At 60.1% G+C, this 17,962-nt stretch carries 18 protein-coding genes, 1 other RNA gene and 1 riboswitch; of the genes, 10 read left to right on the forward strand and 9 right to left on the reverse strand.

Annotated elements, in window-relative coordinates; translation table 11 throughout:
* The first annotated feature begins 1 nt into the window (after position 1).
* Positions 2–1,015: an iron ABC transporter permease gene (locus tag QZ268_RS11975; RefSeq protein ID WP_295452780.1), complete on the forward strand. Its 1,014-nt coding sequence runs from the start codon at positions 2–4 to the stop codon at positions 1,013–1,015.
* A gap of 125 nt (positions 1,016–1,140) precedes the next feature.
* Here the strand turns inward: QZ268_RS11975 and ffs are convergent.
* Positions 1,141–1,239, reverse strand: an RNA gene (gene ffs, locus QZ268_RS11980) — signal recognition particle sRNA small type.
* A gap of 156 nt (positions 1,240–1,395) precedes the next feature.
* On the reverse strand, positions 1,396–3,276 hold the full coding sequence (locus tag QZ268_RS11985) for a 5'-nucleotidase C-terminal domain-containing protein (RefSeq protein WP_295452783.1): 1,881 nt from the start codon (positions 3,274–3,276) through the stop codon (positions 1,396–1,398).
* Positions 3,277–3,603: 327 nt separating this feature from the next.
* On the opposite strand from QZ268_RS11985, the gene nudC reads away from it, so the two are divergent.
* The 3 genes from nudC to QZ268_RS12000 all read left to right on the forward strand — a co-directional run bounded on the left by nudC (position 3,604) and on the right by QZ268_RS12000 (position 6,058).
* Positions 3,604–4,590: an NAD(+) diphosphatase gene (nudC, locus tag QZ268_RS11990; RefSeq protein ID WP_295452786.1), complete on the forward strand. Its 987-nt coding sequence runs from the start codon at positions 3,604–3,606 to the stop codon at positions 4,588–4,590.
* Positions 4,591–4,657: 67 nt separating this feature from the next.
* On the forward strand, positions 4,658–5,125 hold the full coding sequence (locus QZ268_RS11995; protein ID WP_295452789.1) for an SRPBCC family protein: 468 nt from the start codon (positions 4,658–4,660) through the stop codon (positions 5,123–5,125).
* A gap of 170 nt (positions 5,126–5,295) precedes the next feature.
* Positions 5,296–5,527: riboswitch (cobalamin riboswitch) on the forward strand.
* 105 nt (positions 5,528–5,632) lie between these two features.
* On the forward strand, positions 5,633–6,058 hold the full coding sequence (locus QZ268_RS12000; RefSeq protein WP_295452791.1) for a hypothetical protein: 426 nt from the start codon (positions 5,633–5,635) through the stop codon (positions 6,056–6,058).
* A 42-nt stretch (positions 6,059–6,100) separates the two neighbouring features.
* On the opposite strand, the gene QZ268_RS12005 is transcribed toward QZ268_RS12000, so the two are convergent.
* Complete coding sequence (locus tag QZ268_RS12005) at positions 6,101–6,646, reverse strand: protein-tyrosine phosphatase family protein (protein WP_295452793.1); 546 nt, start codon at positions 6,644–6,646, stop codon at positions 6,101–6,103.
* 346 nt (positions 6,647–6,992) lie between these two features.
* On the opposite strand from QZ268_RS12005, the gene QZ268_RS12010 reads away from it, so the two are divergent.
* Positions 6,993–8,843 carry a DNA polymerase III subunit gamma/tau gene (locus tag QZ268_RS12010; protein ID WP_295452796.1) on the forward strand — a complete coding sequence of 617 codons (1,851 nt, stop codon included), beginning with the start codon at positions 6,993–6,995 and terminating at the stop codon, positions 8,841–8,843.
* A 121-nt stretch (positions 8,844–8,964) separates the two neighbouring features.
* Here QZ268_RS12010 and QZ268_RS12015 read toward each other — a convergent pair whose 3' ends face one another.
* Positions 8,965–9,513 carry a cysteine hydrolase family protein gene (locus tag QZ268_RS12015; protein ID WP_295452798.1) on the reverse strand — a complete coding sequence of 183 codons (549 nt, stop codon included), beginning with the start codon at positions 9,511–9,513 and terminating at the stop codon, positions 8,965–8,967.
* A gap of 80 nt (positions 9,514–9,593) precedes the next feature.
* Here QZ268_RS12015 and QZ268_RS12020 point away from each other — a divergent pair, with 80 nt between their 5' ends.
* On the forward strand, positions 9,594–10,529 hold the full coding sequence (locus QZ268_RS12020; protein WP_295452801.1) for a helix-turn-helix domain-containing protein: 936 nt from the start codon (positions 9,594–9,596) through the stop codon (positions 10,527–10,529).
* Positions 10,530–10,620: 91 nt separating this feature from the next.
* Positions 10,621–10,965: a YbaB/EbfC family nucleoid-associated protein gene (locus QZ268_RS12025; protein WP_295452804.1), complete on the forward strand. Its 345-nt coding sequence runs from the start codon at positions 10,621–10,623 to the stop codon at positions 10,963–10,965.
* A 154-nt stretch (positions 10,966–11,119) separates the two neighbouring features.
* Here the strand turns inward: QZ268_RS12025 and QZ268_RS12030 are convergent, their stop codons facing one another.
* Positions 11,120–11,326: a cold-shock protein gene (locus QZ268_RS12030; protein WP_009809887.1), complete on the reverse strand. Its 207-nt coding sequence runs from the start codon at positions 11,324–11,326 to the stop codon at positions 11,120–11,122.
* 593 nt (positions 11,327–11,919) lie between these two features.
* Here QZ268_RS12030 and recR point away from each other — a divergent pair.
* Complete coding sequence (gene recR, locus QZ268_RS12035) at positions 11,920–12,519, forward strand: recombination mediator RecR (RefSeq protein ID WP_295452807.1); 600 nt, start codon at positions 11,920–11,922, stop codon at positions 12,517–12,519.
* 43 nt (positions 12,520–12,562) lie between these two features.
* Here recR and ltaE read toward each other — a convergent pair whose 3' ends face one another.
* Positions 12,563–13,615 (reverse strand): low-specificity L-threonine aldolase, encoded by a 1,053-nt coding sequence (ltaE, locus tag QZ268_RS12040; protein WP_295452810.1) that lies wholly within the window; start codon positions 13,613–13,615, stop codon positions 12,563–12,565.
* A gap of 183 nt (positions 13,616–13,798) precedes the next feature.
* On the reverse strand, positions 13,799–14,563 hold the full coding sequence (locus QZ268_RS12045) for a DUF1013 domain-containing protein (RefSeq protein ID WP_295452813.1): 765 nt from the start codon (positions 14,561–14,563) through the stop codon (positions 13,799–13,801).
* 145 nt (positions 14,564–14,708) lie between these two features.
* Between QZ268_RS12045 and QZ268_RS12050 the strand changes: the two genes are divergently transcribed.
* Positions 14,709–15,356, forward strand: coding sequence for a ribonuclease T2 (locus tag QZ268_RS12050; protein WP_295452815.1), 648 nt, complete (start codon positions 14,709–14,711; stop codon positions 15,354–15,356).
* A 130-nt stretch (positions 15,357–15,486) separates the two neighbouring features.
* Here QZ268_RS12050 and QZ268_RS12055 read toward each other — a convergent pair whose 3' ends face one another.
* Together QZ268_RS12055 and QZ268_RS12060 are read right to left on the reverse strand one after the other, a co-directional pair.
* A complete protein-coding gene (locus tag QZ268_RS12055) occupies positions 15,487–16,482 on the reverse strand; it encodes an NAD(P)H-quinone oxidoreductase (protein WP_295452818.1) in 996 nt (331 codons plus the stop codon).
* A 165-nt stretch (positions 16,483–16,647) separates the two neighbouring features.
* Positions 16,648–17,346: a COQ9 family protein gene (locus QZ268_RS12060; protein ID WP_295452820.1), complete on the reverse strand. Its 699-nt coding sequence runs from the start codon at positions 17,344–17,346 to the stop codon at positions 16,648–16,650.
* A gap of 151 nt (positions 17,347–17,497) precedes the next feature.
* On the opposite strand from QZ268_RS12060, the gene rpsU reads away from it, so the two are divergent.
* Positions 17,498–17,704: a 30S ribosomal protein S21 gene (gene rpsU / locus QZ268_RS12065; RefSeq protein WP_121023675.1), complete on the forward strand. Its 207-nt coding sequence runs from the start codon at positions 17,498–17,500 to the stop codon at positions 17,702–17,704.
* Positions 17,705–17,962 lie beyond the last annotated feature (258 nt).

Genomic DNA, 17,962 nt, shown 5'->3' on the forward strand with positions numbered 1-17,962 from the left:
TATGGGCCGTTTTGGCCTTTCGCTGATATTGGGGGCGGCCGTTTTGGTCGCCCTGCTTTTACTCTCCGTCCTCTATGGGTCCACCGATGTGCCGGTGGCCGAGGTCTTTGCCGCCATCTCTTCGGGATTGGGGTTCAGCAGCCTGGAGCCAGAGCCCATACATCGGATCATTTTTGACCTGCGCCTGCCGCGGGCGCTGTTTGCCGCCCTGATCGGTGCCGGATTAGGTCTGGTCGGCGTGGTACTTCAAACCACAACCCGCAACGACCTGGCGGATCCGTTTTTGTTCGGCCTGTCCTCTGGTGCCGCCGCCGGCGCGGTTCTGGTCATCACCGTCACCGGCGATTTTCTGGGGCTTTGGACCCTGCCCCTTGCCGCCTTTAGCGGTGGGCTTGTGGCCTCTGGTATCGTGCTGCTGCTGGTGCGAACTCTGCAAAGCAGCGCTCCGGAGAAGCTTATCCTGGCCGGGCTGGCCGTCTCGTTTCTGTTTGCAGCAATCACCAATTATTTGATCTTTTCTGGCGATACCCGCGCGGCCCATTCGGTGATTTTCTGGATGCTTGGTGGGCTTGGCCTTGCCCGCTGGGAGACCCTGCCTCTGGTTGCTGCCGGATTGGCGCTCATCGCGACCTATGCCGTTTGGCGCAGCCGCTGGCTGGACGCGCTCCTGACGGGGGACACCACCGCGAGCAGCCTTGGCGTACCGGTTGGCGCGCTACGCACCCGCATGTTTCTGATCTGCGCCCTGGCCACCGCCGCTTTTGTTTCCGTCGCCGGCGTTATCGGCTTTGTCGGCCTTATGGTGCCCCATATCGCCCGTGGGCTTGCCGGGCCGATGCATGGGCGCCTGTTGCCCATGGCCGCCATAATCGGCGCGGTTCTGCTGACCGCTTCCGATATCGTGTCGCGCTTGCTTCTGGCGCCGCAAGAATTGCCCGTGGGGATCGTCACCACATCGGTTGGGGCGGCTTTTGTCTTTCTTTTGCTCCTAGGCACACATCGGCGGGCGGCCTGAAACAGACGCGTCGATCCAACCCGTCGCCTGTGCCAAAGCAGCCCGTGAAAAAGCAGCCTGCCGCAAGGCCGCTGAGATAGACAGCAGATCTCGCTGGAAATTTAGCATCGGTATTTTAGGGGATAAGGTGAGAGGTTGGACATCGACCCAAGCGGGGCTCGTTGTGGCTGCTTCCTTCCGGATCTGACCAGGTTGGCGAGGCGCCTGCCCGCGCCAACCTCTCGAATCCCGATATAGGCAGAGTTTGCCCCGATGACAAGAGCGATGCGGTCATGGCCTGCAGCAAACATAAGCCCCTTGGCGGGTTTGCAGCTGCTCAACTCCTCAGCTCACTTGCTTTCAAATAGCCCCATCAGCAGGCTTGGCCAGAGCGGGCAGTGTTAAAGGCTCAGCCGGAGCTTTAGAAACCCATTTGGCGTCACCCCGCGGTCTTCAACCAGACCCTCGGGCAACTCAGCCAGGTAATTGCGCGCGACCGGCCCGGTATAGACGTCCACCCGTGTCTCTGGAAGCCGACTGAGCCGCCAGGGGTAGTCGGCCTGAGCCAGTGCATCTTTGGGCAGGCGTCCTGATACGTAATCGCAGATCGCATCGCGGATTTTGATCCGGGGCAGGTTCAGTTTCTCTGCCTCCTGCACCATTTTGAAGTTGCCGCCGCCACTGGCCCGGTAGCTGTTTGTCGCAACTGAAAACTGCTGCGTGCCGGTAACCGGTGCCCCGTTCCAGCGCAGATTTCGGATCCTGTGCGAATCCGGGTTGATCACCAGACCAGAAGACGAAAAACGCGGTGGCTGCGAGACATCAATTTCGTACTCCACGCCAAATATCACATCAAAATTATGCCCAGCGCGCTCTAGGTTGATCAGCTCAGTGTCGCGGCTTTCCGGGGTGACCTGATTGAACATGCCAGCAGACATTTCCAGCCAATCCCGCAGCTGATCCCCGGTGACGGTCACGCCCCAGATGGCATTGGGGAACACCTGCAAATCCACAACATTGCGCATGCAGAGATCCCCCGCCGCAATATCCGTGTAGTTTTCAGGCCCTGAGCGACCGCCAAATTTGCCCGGTGACACCGCCGACAAAAGCGGCAGATCCCCCGCCCGGGATCCGGCCAGCAAAGGGCGCATCGCAGCCATCTGCGCGCAGGCCGTCAGGGCCAGACCATGGTCCTGACCAAAGAAAATAAAATACGAATGCAGAGCGTCGGAACTATATCCAACCGGTTCTTTCATCCGGGCCTGGGTCTGCGCGTTCGCCTCTGCCAGGATCTCGACCAGGGCGGGGTCCTCCTCCACCAGAGGCGTCAGCCTGCCCCAGGCATCCCGGCGGGAAATCGGCAGGGCACTGGCCTGCCAGGTCTCCATCTGCCAGCCGTCAGGCCCATACCGCAGGTGCAGGTCGATCTGCCCCAGGTGGGAGCCATGTGCCCCGGGCATCACCACGGGTTTTGCAAAGGCATGTTCAGGGTCAGGCAAAACCAGGTGCGTATGGCCACCAATCACCGCATCAATGCCAGCCGTGGCCACAATCGGACGCAGGGCGTTTTCCATATTCGGAACAGAAAGCTCCCCGCCAACCCCGGTGTGCGCCAAGGCAACGACCAGATCACATCCCGCCGCCCGCAGCTCTGCGGCGCTGGCTGCGGCAGCCCGAACCATGTCTTGGACCTGAACCTCGCCTTCCAGCAAATCCGCATCCCAAATCATCGTCTGCGGAGGCAGCACCGACAGAATTCCGATCCGCAGACCTGGCGCCTCGGGCAGCGAGGCCAGATGCCGTTCGATAATCTTCGTTTTTACAAAGGGAAGCGCACGACCGGGCGAAACCGCGGACATGTTGGAGCATACCACCGCACAAGGTGCATCTTTCAATACATCCTCAAGCACCGGCAGGCCAAAATTGAAATCATGGTTGCCCAGCCCCAAGGCATCATAGTTCAATGCCGCAAAGGCTGACATCAAAGGATGCACGGCAGCGCTGCAGGGGGCGGAGCTTTCTGGGTCGAGCTTCAGGGCGGTTTCCCCAATCGGCGAGCCCTGCAAGGCGTCCCCGTTGTCCAGCAAGAGGCTCGCACCCCCCTGAGCCTGGACCTCGTTGCGGGCGTCCGAAATGAGACTGGCCAGGCGCGACAGGCCAACGCCCGGGTCCTCGCGGTCCGCGTAGTAATCTCGGCTGAGAAGGTTACAGTGCAGATCCGTTGTCGCAAGAATGCGCAACACGCCGGAGGCTTCTGATTTGGAAGAGGCCAAATCTGTCATTGTGCTGATATCACAGCTGTCACTGCTTGGTCCAATCTCTTGCTTCACCAGCCCCCCTTCTGAGAACCGCCACCCATTTGAAACAGCGTTTCACAAATTTGCAAAGCCTTCAAACACATCATCTTTAAGAAAAATTAACCAAGTTGCAGGGGAGCTAGCCCCAGCGCAACCAAAGTCAAGACAACACTCCGACAGCCCCTGAGGCGCAATAAATCAGAGATACTCTGGTATTTCGTGCGCCAAGGCGTCATCACTTTGGAGAAATGCGCCAGATCGCGGGATAGGCCCCCGTGTCTCTGGCATCACAGTCAATGCGGGGAGCGGTGGATGAAACGAGCAGAACAGGTAACCTTTGGCGGTGGTGGCGGTTTGGATCGCAAAGCGCAGCTGCGAGAAGATCCCGCCGCACTGGAGACCGCCTGGGCCGCCCCGGAAACGCAGGTTCTGATGACTTGGCGCGGCAAGGTTCTCAGCCAGCGCTCTGACCCGGATCGCGGGCCGGATAGTCTGGCCTGGATTGCGTCCAGCCACCCCGTGGCCATGGAACACCGCAGCGCGGCACTCTATCTTGGCGCCAGCCCTGACGGGGCAGAACGATTTGCCTGCGACCTTGGCGCCTGGCAGCCGGATGCCCTGGATGAAATGGCCCTGGCCAGTTTTGCCGATACCAGCGAACAACAGCACCCGGACCTGCCGGCAGGCTATGCCTTTGCCGAGCTGCGCCGCATCATGGCGCGCCTGTCGCCGCTGGAGGCAGAGCTGGCTGCCACCGCCAAGGCCCTGCTGTCCTGGCATCAGTCGCACCAGTTCTGTGCCCGCTGCGGCAGTCAAAGCCTGGTCACGCAGGCCGGCTGGCAGCGCCAATGCCCCAGCTGCAAAGCGCTGCATTTCCCCCGCACCGACCCGGTTGTCATCATGCTGATCACCCATGGCGATGACGTCCTGATGGGGCGATCCCCTGGGTGGCCAGAGGGCATGTATTCGCTGCTGGCTGGCTTTGTGGAACCCGGAGAAACACTGGAGGCTGCCGTGCGGCGGGAAGTATTTGAAGAGACAGGCGTTTCTGTGGCTGAGGTTGGCTATCTCTCCAGTCAGCCCTGGCCCTTTCCCATGTCACTGATGTTTGGCTGCAGCGGTCGGGCCACCAGCCGCGACATCACCATCGACCCCAAGGAAATCGAAGATGCAATCTGGGTAAGTCGTCAGGATATGATGACTGTCTTTGCAGGAGAACACCCTGTCATCAAACCGGCGCGAAAAGGAGCAATTGCACATTTTCTTCTGGAAAACTGGCTTGCGGACACCTTGGATTAAGGAGATTATTCTATCACCAAATCCTACACTACTCTCTAAGGGCTGACGACAGGTCAGGCGGCATATCATGGAATTAACGAGTAAAGAGGACGTCGACACGCCTCTGGCTGAAGTCTTTGAAGCAATTTCCGATTTTGCCAGCTTTGAACGGTCGGCAATCCGGCGCGGCATCGAGGTACAGCGGCTGAGCGATGACCCGACCCCTCAGGTTGGCATGGCTTGGGATATCCAGACCGAGTTTCGCGGCAAACCGCGTAAATTGCACCTGAAGCTTTCCAGCTATGAGCCCACAACCTTGATTGGGTTTGATGGCGAGAGCCCCAGCCTGTCAGGCAAGGGCCAGATTGAGCTCCTGGCGCTCTCTCCGCGGCGGACCCGTCTTTCGGTGAAGGTCAATCTGCAGGCCAAAACCCTGTCCGGGCGTCTGTTGTTGCAATCGCTCAAACTGGCGCGCTCCAAGATCAACACCCGTTTCAAGCAACGTGTGGCAGAGTTTGCCAGCCTGACCGAAGACCGGGCAAACCGCAGCGCCTGATCCCGGTCGCAGCCTGCCAGACAGTGTCCCCTGACCAGCAGCAGGCCAGCCTATGCCTGCACCTGCGTGCTTGCTTCTGCTGGCTGGTTTCTGTGTGTCAGTTTCTGTGTGCCGATATCGGCCGTCCTGACCAGGCGCTCAATTCGTGATTGACGACTCATATCTGTCAGCGATAGCGATTGGGGGATGGTTTCTGCGATGCATAACCTTGTGTCCAGGATGAAAAGGGAACGCGGTGCGGCCAGGCTTTTGCAGCCCTGCCAACTCCGCGACTGCCCCCGCAACTGTAAGCGGTGAGCGCTTCGGGTGAACCACTGGTACAGGGATGCAATCCCGGCCGGGAAGGACCGAAACCGTATCGACCCGCAAGTCAGGAGACCTGCCATCACCAATGTAACTCGAAACTGGACGGGGAGTCCGGGCGGGTGCATGAGGTGGTTGCGGGTAACGCCCCCGGTCTCATGCCTGCGCCTGTCAATTTCCCCGCCAGCGCGCGGAGGGCGCATCATGACACCGATGGACCAGACAACGACCAAAGAAACACATCACTTTTCCCAAAGCATCTGTATGCACCTGGGCAAGCCCTGCCCGGCCCTAAGCCGCATGCTCACAGCGCTTGCCGGGGCGCTGGATAAGGCCCGCCCGGTGACATCCGCCGAATTTGAGCTCTGCGGAGACAGTCTGCTGGATGGCTGCGCCCGTCATTGCCCAGCCCGGTTCATTGCCAGCCATGACCGCATTCGGGTGTTTTGTGACGTCAGCGAAGCAGCTGATACAGCAACCCTGGATCTGTTTGCTGATACCCTGTTCCAACCAGACAGCCGGGCGTTTTCCACCACCAAACTGCATCAGCCCCCCTGTGCCATGGGTGAGGCCCTGCCAAAACCCCTGCCTCAACAGACCGCAGCGCAAACCGTCTACCCTGCCCTGTAGCCCCGGCATCGTCGAAGCCTTTAAGGAGGGCGTCTCGCCCTCCTATTTGTTTCTGGCTTTCCGTGTCCCGGCGCGTTTTGCAGCGGCCAGCGCCCAGGTCATCTGCTCCTCGGTCTCGACCGCGCAGGCGCGCACAGCACGCAGTCGGCGCAGGGCCTTATCGGGGTATTCCCCGGCCTCGATCATCAGGCGTAACACCACCATACCAGAGCGCCCGCAGCCGCCCTTGCAATGCACCAACACCCGGCCGCCGCCGCGCAGCGCCTGCAACGCCAGCGCGCTGACCTCGGGCCATTGCGCCAGCATAGCCTTGGTCGGAGCAGAGAAATCCGGCAAGGGCAGGTGGATCCAACGCGACCCCATGGCCTGAAAATCCTGCCCCAAAGGCGCGGCACCCGCACCCACATGTTCGACTTCGGTTGTCATCGAGATCACCAGCCCTGGCTGCCAATCATGCAGGTGATCCATGTCCCCCCTATAGTCGCCGCCGCTGCCCGGCAGCGGGCACAGCGCCAGAATGCCATCCGCCACGCTCAAGGCATGCAGGGTCAGGGATCGCACGGATTGGTCAGTGCGATGATCATCCATGCAGCCCCCTTTCCCACTGGTAAGCAACGCAGGTAAGCGGTCCCAAGCGGCGCCTGCGAAACCCGGTATTTTCAAACAACCCGGTGTTTTTAGACATTGGCATACTCATACTGAAACATCCCAGGAAGCACGGGCCCAGAACCCTGATCAAAAATACTGGTTGAAAACAGGGGCCACAAAATCCGCAAAATCGCCGCCACACGGGCGCGCACCCAGTGCCAAATCCGGCACCGCCCCCAAAGTCTGACCCGTGGAGCCCCAGTTGGTCAACAGCGGTGGACGAAGCCCGCCAGCCCGCGTACCTTGCGCGGACGCGATCCCGCCTTCCGAATCCGGCAAGAGACCCATGAACGACAGCACAAGCGACAGCAGCCAGCCCCAGTATCAAGTCCTGGCGCGGAAATACCGCCCCGAGACATTTGCCGATCTGGTGGGTCAGGACGCCATGGTCAGGACGCTGAAAAATGCGTTTGAAACCAATCGTATCGCCCAAGCCTTTATCATGACCGGCATTCGCGGCACCGGGAAAACAACCACGGCACGGATCATCGCCAAGGGGATGAACTGCATCGGCCCTGATGGCAACGGTCAGCCCACCACCGAGCCTTGCGGGGTCTGCGAACATTGCACCGCCATCATGGAAGGCCGTCATGTTGATGTGATGGAGATGGATGCCGCCAGCCGCACTGGCGTCGGCGACATTCGTGAGATCATCGATTCGGTCCAATATCGCGCCGCATCGGCCCGCTATAAGATCTATATCATCGATGAGGTGCACATGCTCTCCACCAGCGCCTTTAATGCGCTGTTGAAAACACTGGAAGAGCCGCCCGCCCACGTCAAATTCATCTTTGCCACCACCGAGATCCGCAAGGTGCCGGTGACCGTGCTGTCGCGCTGCCAGCGCTATGATCTGCGCCGGATTGAACCGGAAGTGATGATCGCCCTGATGCGCAAGATCGCCACCGCTGAGAACGCCGAGATCAACGAGGATGCCCTGGCCCTGATCACCCGCGCCGCCGAAGGTTCGGTACGCGATGCCACCTCGCTGCTGGATCAGGCCATTTCCCATGGCGCCGGCGAAACCACCGCCGATCAGGTGCGCGCCATGCTGGGGCTGGCCGATCGGGGGCGGGTGCTGGATCTGATGGACATGATCCTGCGCGGCGATGCCGCCGGTGCCCTGACAGAGCTGGGCGCGCAATATGCCGAAGGCGCTGATCCCCTGGCGGTCCTGCGCGATCTGGCCGAGATCACCCACTGGGTCTCAGTGGTGAAAATCACCCCTGACGCGGCAGAAGACCCCACCGTCAGCCCGGATGAACGCGCCCGTGGCCAGCACATGGCTGAGGCCCTGGCGATGCGGGTTCTGACCCGGATGTGGCAGATGCTGCTGAAAGCACTGGAAGAAGTCGCCGCTGCACCAAATGCGATGATGGCGGCTGAAATGGCGGTGATCCGCCTCACACATGTGGCCGACCTGCCCAGCCCGGAAGAGCTGATCCGCAAATTGCAGGACACGCCTCCGCCGCCCCCTAACGGCGGCGGCCCCGGCGGTGGAATGGCGACGACTGGCTATGGCACAGGCGGCTCTGGCATAGGCAGCTCTGGCCCCATGCAGGGCATGGGTGCGCCTGCGGCGGGCGGCGGCGCTCCTGAAGGAGCGCCCATGGCATCCGGTGGCGCGCCTCACGGCGCGCCGGTTGCGCAGGGTGGCAACGGCACCGCAACAGCGCTGGCGCCAGAGACCCTTCAGGCCCTCGCCCGCTACCCAAGTTTTGAGCATGTGGTCGATCTGATCCGCCAGCGCCGCGACGGGTTGTTGCTGGAATATGTAAAAACCTATCTGCGTCTGGTTTCCTATCAGCCCGGGCGCATTGCCATCCAGCCAACGGCGGACGCCCCCAAGGACCTTGCCGCCAGACTGGGGCAACAGCTGCAAAACTGGACCCAGGCCCGCTGGATCATCTCGCTGGAAAATGACGGCGGTGGCGACACCATCACCGAACTAGAGAACGCCGCTGAAAACGCCCTGCGCGCCAAGGCCAGCGAACACCCGCTGGTACAGGCCGTGCTGGAGAGCTTTCCCAAGGCAAAGATCACCCGCATCCGCACCGCACAAGAACTGGCCGCCGAAGTCGAAGCCGAGGCCCTGCCAGAGGTGGAAGACGAATGGGATCCCTTTGAAGAGGACTAACCCTGTGCTGCACTGTTCTGTTCTGGCCGGCCCCGTTGCTGCAGGGCCAAGAGGTTGCCGATGGCAACCTCCTGCCTGCGTAGTCTAGCTTCCGAAGGGTGGATCGCAGCGCGTCAGGCTATCAGGCCTTCAGAACCTCAGCGGTTGAAACAATCCGCGCATAGCTCATGGCGAGAGGCGCCATAAAGGCCGCATGGACCTGCTGGGCGCTTAGCTCAACACCGCCAAACACCATGGCCCGCGCGGCGCAGGCATCTTCTGCCACAGTAACGTCAAAGCCAAGATCACTCGCTGCCCGCGCTGTCGCATCAATGCACATCTGGCTCATGGCGCCACAAAGGGTCAACGCCTCAATCCCGGCCTCTTGCAATAGATCCAACAGGCCCGTGTCGACAAAGCTATTGGGCCGCGCCTTGGTCAAAACCGGCTCACCTGTGGTGGGGGTAACGGCGCTATGGATGTCAGCCCCGTGGCTGCCCGCACGAAAGAACGGCGCCTCGGGCGACGGGTTTTCATGGCGGATATGCACCACCATCTGACCAGCCTCACGGGCCGAGGCAAGCAGAGAGGCGGCCTTTTCCGCCGCCTGCTCCATCCCATGCAGCGCCCAGTCGCCAGCTGGGAAGTAATCGTTCTGAATATCCACCAACAGTAATGCAGTCTTGCTCATCTTGAGCCTCCTTTTGATATCATGACCTTTGTAATGCCCGGGCTTGACTGCAAAACACATTGGCGCGTACGACAATATATATGCAGGAACTGCCAAATATCTCTCTTGCGCTGGTTGATTACCCCGGCGTGCAGAAATCCGCGCTTTGGGGACTGGCGGATCTGTTTTCGCTGGTGCCACGCCTGGCCCCGGATGTGCCCGGGCCAGAGATCACCCTGGTGAGCACCGCCACCCTGCCCGAGCAAAGCTTCACCGCCTTTGTGTTCCCACCCTCGCTGGAACAACAGCGTGGCAGCCCGCAGGACCCGCTGGCCCATTGGGCCAGATCCCAGCACCACGGCGGGGCGATTGCCTGTTCGGTCTGTGCCGGCGCCTTTTGGCTGGGCGCTGCTGGCCTGTTGCAGGGACGTCCCGCCACCACTCATTGGGCATTGGAGCAGGAGTTTCAGGCACGGTTTCCGCAAGTAGACCTGCAGGCAGAAGAGATCCTGATTGATGACCACGATGTGATCACCGCCGGCGGGCTAATGGCCTGGCTGGATCTGGGACTGCACCTTGCAGGGCTATGGTATGGACCAAGCATGGTGTCAAAGCTGTCGCGGCACCTACTGGTCGATCCGGCCGGGCGGGCGCAGCGGCATTACTCCAGCTTTCGCCCCAACCGCACCCATGGCAACAGCGGCATTCTGAAGGCCCAGCGCCACATGGACCAGCATCTTGCCGCGCCCCTGGCCAGCGCCGATCTGGCGCAGGTTGCCGGCATGAGCCTGCGCAGCTTCAGCCGCCACTTTGACCGGGCCACCGGCTATACTCCTGCGGCCTACCTGCAAAGCCTACGCATTGAAAAAGCCCGCAATCGGCTGGAGCAAAGCACCGCCACGGTTGCCGAGATTTCCTGGTCCGTCGGCTATGCGGATCTGCCAGCCTTTTCGCGCGCCTTCAAAGCCGTCACTGGCCTCACCCCCGGTGCCTATCGCGACCGGTTTCGCACGGCGCCGCAGTCTCGCAGGCCTTAGGAGCACCTCCCCTTTAATCACGCGCTTACCCTTGTGCGCCTGGCCCTGGCTTCGTATTTAGGACCCAACAGAACTTTTTAGGAGAAGACAGATGCTCAAAGGCCTCGGCGGTCTTGGCGATATGGCCAAGATGATGAAATCAGCACAGGAACTGCAGACCAAAATGGCAGAGATGCAGGAAGAACTGCACAATGTCATGGTGGTGGGCGAAGCAGGGGCTGGCCTGGTCAAAGCCACGGCCTCGGCCAAGGGTGAGCTGAAAGAGCTCGATATTGACCCGTCGATCTTTTCCGGGGATGACAAAGAAGTTGTCGAGGATCTGATCCTGGCCGCGATCAAGGATGCCCAGTCCAAGGCGGCGCTGAAGGCGCAGGAAGAAATGACCAACCTGACCGAAAGCATGGGCCTGCCCAAGGATATCAAGCTGCCCTTCTAACTGCGCAGCACATGACCCAAGCTCAAAAGGCGGCCCTCAGGGGTCGCCTTTTGTCTGTCTGCCGCTTTGACCCTGAGCCCGCTGGGCCATGCGCAAAAGAAAAACGCGGCCTCCAAAGGAGACCGCGTTTTCAGAATTCTGGCTCGGAAAAGGCTTACGCCAGTTCGAGGTTCACAGCGGACTCACGACCGTCACGGCCGGGTTCGATGTCAAAAGTCACTTTCTGGTTGTCGGCCAGACCGGTCAGACCGGAACGCTCAACAGCAGAAATGTGAACAAATACGTCTTTGCTGCCGCCATCGGGTGCAATGAAGCCGAAGCCTTTGGTCGAGTTAAACCATTTTACGGTGCCTGAAGCCATGTCCGTAATCTCCTATTAAATGCTGCCCGCGTTGGTGCGGCAGCCCGGCGTTGTAGGTCTGGATCGAAGACTGAACGCCGTAAACGGGAGACAGTGGGTCGAAAAAGAAAAACGTTAGCAGTGCCTATATGCGCGGAGGTCGAATTTTTTTCAAGGGTGAATATACGTCCAAGGCTGTTTAGCGCCTCTGCAATCAAAAATGGTGTTTGCCCCTGAGCAGCGCCTATCCTGCTAAAAATATGGCAAAATCTGCGTTTTTGCCCAACTTGCGGTCGTTTTCTGGCGCCTCACCTGTTCTTTGCCCAGCCTGCCCGCCTCCTCTGGTGCCAAAGTTTTTTTCGACCTTTTACGCAAATGGCAGAAACTACCTGGCTAAAACCGCTGTTGCTGGGGCTTTTCAGGGCTTCGCCGGGTCTGGTTGCGCCCATTTGCCCTTGATTCGGAAACCTGTTGAGGCAGGTTTCCCGCCTTGCCCGCCTTATCTGTCTTGATCTTGACCACACCCGGAAACAAAGCCCGCGCGGTTGCACCATGGGTCTTGCAGCGCCGGGGTGCTTTGCGCCTATATGCAGCAATCGCAAAGGACCCAAGACATGAACGACGACAGCATCAGCGAGATCGAGCATTTGATTGCTCTGATGGCAAAACTCCCGGGTATGGGGCCGCGTTCAGCCCGTCGGGCGGTGCTGCATCTGATCCGCAAACGGGCGCTGTTGCTTACACCGCTTGCCGAAAGTCTGGGACAGGTGGCGGCCAGCGCGCGCGAATGCCTGAACTGCGGCAATGTCGGCACCCGTGACATCTGCGGCATCTGCACCGATGAGCGGCGGGCCAACGGAGAGATCTGCGTGGTGGAAACCGTCTCGGATCTTTGGGCGATGGAGCGCGCCGCCAGCTTTAAGGGCCGCTACCATGTGTTGGGCGGCACCCTGTCAGCGCTGGATGCCATTGGCCCCGAAGACCTGCGTATCCCGCGACTGGTGGACCGGGTTGCCAGCGAAGGCGTGCGCGAGGTCATTTTGGCGCTCAACGCCACCATCGACGGCCAGACCACCGCCCATTACATCGCCGACCAGCTGGAGGATCGGGTCCAGCTCACCACCCTGGCACAGGGCGTGCCAATTGGCGGCGAGCTGGATTATCTGGATGACGGTACAATCATTGCCGCGCTCAAAGCCCGTAAACAGCTCTGAGATAACAGTACGATGTCGACCACCGGTGAGACCTGTCGGGGTGTCAGCCGTAAAACTGTTGCACAGCCTGGGTCACCAGTTCCAGCCCTGCATCACTGACATCACGGTGCAGCACCAAACGGATCGGCCCGGTTTCCCCGGTGCCAATCACCACGCCGTTTTCGGCCAGATGCGCCTGAAGATCCATGTTGCGCCCGTCGCCGGGGGTAAAGAAAACCATGTTGCTGGCCTGGGTTACCGCGCCAGATTGCAGGTTCCCAAGCGTTGCGGCCAGGGCTGCGGCCCGCGCGTGGTCTTCGCTCAGACGGGCGACATTGTGGTCCAGCGCATATAGCCCCGCCGCCGCCAGCAGCCCGGACTGCCGCATGCCGCCGCCCAGCATCTTGCGCCAGCGGCGCGCCTTGCTGATCAGATCCCTGGGGCCCACCAGAACCGATCCTGCAGGTGTGCCGAGACCTTTGGAGAGACAAATCGAAATGGTATCAGGGATCTGGGCCAGATCCTGCTCGGCACATCCCAGCGCCGCGATCGCGTTAAAGAACCGGGCCCCGTCCAGATGAACCGCCAGCCCCGCCCGGCGCGCCGCGTCGGCGGCGGCTTGGGTCTGCGCCAACGAAACGGCCTGGCCGTTATGGGTGTTTTCCAGCGACAGCAACCGGCTGATCGCCATATGGCTGTCATCGGGTTTGACCGCAGCAGCAATTGCATCCGGGTGCAAACTGCCATCTTCTTGGATCGGCAAAGGGCATAGCGCGATGCCCCCCAGCACCGACGCCCCGGCGGCCTCATATTTGTTGACGTGGTAATCGACGCCCACCAGAATTTCTTCGCCGCGCCCACAATGGGCCAGCAGCGCAACCAGATTGCTTTGAGTGCCGGTGGGCAGCAGCAGCCCAGCCTCTTTGCCCAGACGTTCGGCAAGCAGGGCCTCCAACCGGTTGACGGACGGGTCTTCACCGTAGACGTCATCGCCAAGATCCGCCGCAGCAATCGCAGCCATCATACCTGCATCCGGTCGGGTCACTGTATCACTGCGCAAATCACACAGCGGCTGATTGCGCCCCAGGCTGGGGCTCGTGCCTGCATATTGGTTCACTTTGCGCTCTCCTGTAGCTAATCCAGTGCGAAACTAGGGGCGGGCAGGCCCAAAAACAAAGAGATTATTGTTTCGGTCACAATGACCTTTCCCCACCGGCGTCAGCCACGCAAACCGGGCAGCAAAAAAGGCCACACCCAGGGGGCATGGCCTTTGAACCTCTGCGCATCAGAGCAGATACGATTAACCGCGTGGGTCATCCGAATTGTCTTCGCCGTCTTCGTCATCCGCATCGGGAAGGTTAAAGAAGCTATCCGCATCGACCATAGGATCAGCTGAGGGGCGCTCATTGCCGCCACCCAGAGTAAAGGTTTCGAGACCTTCAATCCCGGCAGGGATCTTGGGTTCGGCCTCCGCCCCCAAAGACTGCTCGGTGGAGACCAGCTTACGGCGCTCATCATCGTTCATCACGCCGCCTTCGGCGGCCTTCTTGGCGGCGGCCTTTTGTACAATCGAGTCCAGTTCGGACTGTTTGCACAGACCCAGAGCAACCGGGTCAATCGGCTGCATGTTGGAGATGTTCCAGTGAGTGCGCTCGCGGATCGACTGGATCGTCGGCTTGGTGGTGCCCACCAGTTTGGCAATCTGCGCATCCGACAGTTCCGGGTGGAACTTTACCAGCCAGAGGATCGAGTTGGGCCGGTCCTGGCGTTTGGACAGGGGCGTGTAGCGCGGGCCACGGCGTTTTTCTTCGCCAGCAGCTGCAGCGTTGAATTTAAGCTTCAGCTTGTACAGCGGGCTGGCCTCGGCCTTATCGATCTCGTCCTGGGTCAGCTGATTGTTGGTCACCGGATCAAACCCTTTGACCCCAGTGGCCACATCGCCATCCGCAATGCCCTGAATTTCCAATTCGTGCATGCCAACAAAATCCGCGATCTGTTTGAAGCTGATCGTTGTATTGTCCACCAGCCACACAGCGGTTGCCTTGGCCATCAATGGTTTTGCCATGTGCTCATCTCCTAAACTGCACCCTGTCCCAACATACAACTTTCCCGCCGCCTGAATTAGGCTGCCCCGGTGATTTGGGGTCGGTTTCCATTGTCGGGGAACTTCAATCCTATATAGTCGCGCTGTTTTCATAAGGAAAGAGGCGATGCACAGGTTCTTGTTCGCAGCTATTTTGGCTCTCACCGGGGTATTTGCCCCCGCCGCCTGGGCAGAGGGCGACAAGGCGGGTGAGTTTGACTATTACGTACTGGCGCTCAGCTGGTCGCCCAACTGGTGCGAGATCGAAGGCGATGCCAAAAACTCCGATCAATGTGATCCGCGCCATGATCATGGCTGGACCCTGCACGGGCTCTGGCCACAGTTCCATCGCGGCTGGCCCTCCTATTGTAACACTGGCGAGGCCCCACCACGGCGCAGTGATACTGCACAAATGGCTGATATTATGGGAACTCCCGGTCTGGCCTGGCACCAGTGGAAAAAACACGGCACCTGTTCCGGCCTCAGCGCACAGGCCTATCTGGACCTGTCACGCGCCGCCTATGACAGCGTCAACCGGCCCGCGATCTTTCGCAAGCTGGAGCGCCCTGTGACCCTGCCTGCCACATTGGTGGAACAGGCGTTTTTGCAAGCCAACCCACAGTTTGATGCCGACAGCGTCACCGTGACCTGCCGTGATCACCACATCCAGGAGGTCCGCCTGTGCCTGTCCCGCAACCTGCAGCCGGTGCCCTGCGGGCGTGACGTGATCAAGGATTGCTCGCTGAACGACGCGGTCTTTACCCCTGTGCGCTGAGACCAAAACGGGGGCATAGAATCACAGGATCAATCAGCACGGGGCCAATCAGCACGGGGTCAGATACAAACGCCAAAGGCGCGCTCAGGGGTTTTGAGCGCGCCTTTAAAGTCTCTTACAGTGTTTTAGTTCAGGTGAGATCGCCAGCGACCTTCAGCACGATCTTGCCGATATGGCCTGAGCTTTCCATCCGGGCATGGGCGGCGGCGGCCTCCTCCAGGGGGAATTCGCTGTCCATTACCGGTGCCAGTTTGCCGGATTCAATCAGCGGCCAGACCACCTCGAACAGATCCTGGGCAATGCGCGCCTTGGCCAGATCGCTTTGTGGCCGCAGGGTGGATCCTGTCACCGTCAGGCGCCGGGCCATGATCTGGGCAAAGTTCAGCTCGGCTTTGGGACCGGACAGAAAGGCGATATGCACCATGCGGCCATCATCGGCGAGGGTCTTGATATTGCGGGGAATGTAGTCGCCGCCCACCATGTCGAGGATCAGATCGGCACCGCCCGTCGCGCGCAGCACCTCGACAAAATCCTCGGTTTTGTAGTTGATCGCCCGCTCGGCGCCAAGATCCAGACAGGCCTGGCATTTTTCATCCGACCCGGCGGTGGTGAAAACCCGCGCGCCCAGCGCAGTGGCCAGCTGGATCGCCGTGGTGCCAATGCCCGATGATCCACCGTGCACCAAAAACCGCTCGCCCGCTTTTAGTCCGCCACGGGTGAAGACATTGGACCAGACGGTGAAACAGGTCTCTGGCAGGCAGGCCGCCTGTTTCAGGCTCATACCACCCGGGATGGGCAGGCAATGCGCCGCCGGGGTTGCCACATATTCGGCGTAGCCCCCGCCGGGCAACAGGGCGCAGACCCGGTCGCCAATTTCCAATCCGGTGACCCCAGCACCCAGGGCGACAACTTCGCCTGAAGCCTCCAGCCCTGGCAGATCGCTGGCACCGGGAGGCGGATTATAGGCCCCGGCCCGTTGCAGCGCATCCGGACGGTTGACCCCTGCGTAGGCCACTTTCAGCACCACCTGACCATGCGCGGGCTGCGGCATTGGCCGTTGGCATAGGGTCAACACCTCTGGCCCGCCGGGGGTGGAGATTTCAATGGCACGCATTGTGTCGCTCATATCTGGATTTCCTTATTGCTGTGGTCCGGTGGTCAGCTCCGGCCGCTATCTTGATTTGCACGCTAACCTGATCGCTTTGCCGGGCAAAGCCCAGCCGGATCCTGCGTCACAAACCGATGGCGCTGAATTCAGGCCTAAACCTACCCCGCCTCCAGGCCCCTGGCCCTAGTCCTGGCGCCCCGGCAGATCATCCTGCGCCGCAGGTGGTTTGATCTGGGAGGACAGCCATTCAGGCCCCGCCAGCAGCGGCTTGAGCAAAGGATTTTTGCGCAGGCCTGCCTTTACCTTTTCAAACTGCATCACGTTGTCGATGCGCCGGTCCAGAAACTCCCAGGTCGCCTGATGGTCAGGGCTATCGTCCCCCAGCCAGTACAGCAGCGTCGAGGAATAGACCCCCGACAGAATGGTGCGCTTGCTGTACCAGTTCAGATCATCCGAGGCGTCGCCCAGCGCTGTCCAGATCGCATCACAAGTGCCCCAAACGGCCTTGGCCCCCGCTGCGGCATGTTGCGGCAAAGCAAACAGCGTCACCCCCCGGCGCACCGCTTCTTTATCGTCGGCCACCTCTAGCCGATAGCGCACCATGGCAGCGATTCGGTCACGGAACCGCAGCGCCGACAGGTCGCTCTGCGCCAGACGCGCCAACATCATCTGATCACCGCGCCGGTGATAGGCCAGGGCCAGATCCACCGCGCCACGGGGGCAGATCGCCCGCGCCAACACCGGGTTGGTGCCGGTGTCGGCAATCGCCGCCTCAAATGTTGCCTCGGACCAGCCATCAAACACCACATGCAGCAGCGCTGCATCCAGCAATTGGCTCATCAGATCGCTCGGCTGGTCTGTCTGATTTTCCTGGCTGCTCATGGGGGATCTCCCGAAATGAAAGTGATGAAGCCCCCGGTATCCGGGGAGTCGCGCCCTGATATCACAGTACTAGACAACATACAGGAGCTTTGCTATATGGCCACTTCCTGCAAATCCTTGCAACTCTATCTAGAAAGGTGGTGAAAACCACATGCAGGTCAGCGTTCGCGACAACAACGTCGATCAGGCTCTTCGCGCCTTGAAGAAAAAACTTCAACGTGAAGGCGTTTTTCGGGAAATGAAGCTCAAGCAACATTACGAAAAGCCGTCTGAGAAGAAAGCACGCGAGAAAGCCGAAGCAATTCGCCGTTCCCGCAAGCTGGCTCGTAAGAAACTCCAGCGCGAAAACGGCGGTTAAGTCCGAGTTTTCAAGCACTAAATAAATTACCCCCGCAGCCAAGGCTACGGGGGTTTTTTGTTTTTGGCACCGACTGGAACCACTTAATCAGAGGGGAGGCCGCAGGCTTCGTGGCAAACACACGCCACTTGAACTGCAGGTGAAAAAGATAACCTACTCACAAAACTCACAGTTTAAAGAACTTAGTAAACATCCCCCCAAGGAACTCGCTACTCTGCCTGTGAGTCGTATACTGACAGACCGTTAACCACTTCGCGC

The sequence above is a fragment of the uncultured Pseudophaeobacter sp. genome (genome assembly GCA_905479575.1).
In the GTDB taxonomy this organism is placed as follows: Bacteria; Pseudomonadota; Alphaproteobacteria; order Rhodobacterales; family Rhodobacteraceae; genus Pseudophaeobacter.

What these genes read in the sequence shown, in the direction of transcription:
- QZ268_RS12025 (WP_295452804.1), top strand. Translation starts at nt 10,621, where the DNA reads ATGCTCAAAGGCCTCGGCGGTCTTGGCGATATGGCCAAGATGATGAAA.
- nudC (WP_295452786.1), top strand. Translation starts at nt 3,604, where the DNA reads ATGAAACGAGCAGAACAGGTAACCTTTGGCGGTGGTGGCGGTTTGGAT.
- QZ268_RS12005 (WP_295452793.1), bottom strand. Translation starts at nt 6,646, where the DNA reads ATGGATGATCATCGCACTGACCAATCCGTGCGATCCCTGACCCTGCAT.
- QZ268_RS12045 (WP_295452813.1), bottom strand. Translation starts at nt 14,563, where the DNA reads ATGGCAAAACCATTGATGGCCAAGGCAACCGCTGTGTGGCTGGTGGAC.
- QZ268_RS12000 (WP_295452791.1), top strand. Translation starts at nt 5,633, where the DNA reads ATGACACCGATGGACCAGACAACGACCAAAGAAACACATCACTTTTCC.
- QZ268_RS12055 (WP_295452818.1), bottom strand. Translation starts at nt 16,482, where the DNA reads ATGAGCGACACAATGCGTGCCATTGAAATCTCCACCCCCGGCGGGCCA.
- QZ268_RS11975 (WP_295452780.1), top strand. Translation starts at nt 2, where the DNA reads ATGGGCCGTTTTGGCCTTTCGCTGATATTGGGGGCGGCCGTTTTGGTC.
- QZ268_RS12010 (WP_295452796.1), top strand. Translation starts at nt 6,993, where the DNA reads ATGAACGACAGCACAAGCGACAGCAGCCAGCCCCAGTATCAAGTCCTG.
- QZ268_RS12015 (WP_295452798.1), bottom strand. Translation starts at nt 9,513, where the DNA reads ATGAGCAAGACTGCATTACTGTTGGTGGATATTCAGAACGATTACTTC.
- QZ268_RS12060 (WP_295452820.1), bottom strand. Translation starts at nt 17,346, where the DNA reads ATGAGCAGCCAGGAAAATCAGACAGACCAGCCGAGCGATCTGATGAGC.
- rpsU (WP_121023675.1), top strand. Translation starts at nt 17,498, where the DNA reads ATGCAGGTCAGCGTTCGCGACAACAACGTCGATCAGGCTCTTCGCGCC.
- QZ268_RS11985 (WP_295452783.1), bottom strand. Translation starts at nt 3,276, where the DNA reads ATGACAGATTTGGCCTCTTCCAAATCAGAAGCCTCCGGCGTGTTGCGC.
- QZ268_RS12030 (WP_009809887.1), bottom strand. Translation starts at nt 11,326, where the DNA reads ATGGCTTCAGGCACCGTAAAATGGTTTAACTCGACCAAAGGCTTCGGC.
- QZ268_RS12050 (WP_295452815.1), top strand. Translation starts at nt 14,709, where the DNA reads ATGCACAGGTTCTTGTTCGCAGCTATTTTGGCTCTCACCGGGGTATTT.
- QZ268_RS12020 (WP_295452801.1), top strand. Translation starts at nt 9,594, where the DNA reads ATGCAGGAACTGCCAAATATCTCTCTTGCGCTGGTTGATTACCCCGGC.
- QZ268_RS11995 (WP_295452789.1), top strand. Translation starts at nt 4,658, where the DNA reads ATGGAATTAACGAGTAAAGAGGACGTCGACACGCCTCTGGCTGAAGTC.
- recR (WP_295452807.1), top strand. Translation starts at nt 11,920, where the DNA reads ATGAACGACGACAGCATCAGCGAGATCGAGCATTTGATTGCTCTGATG.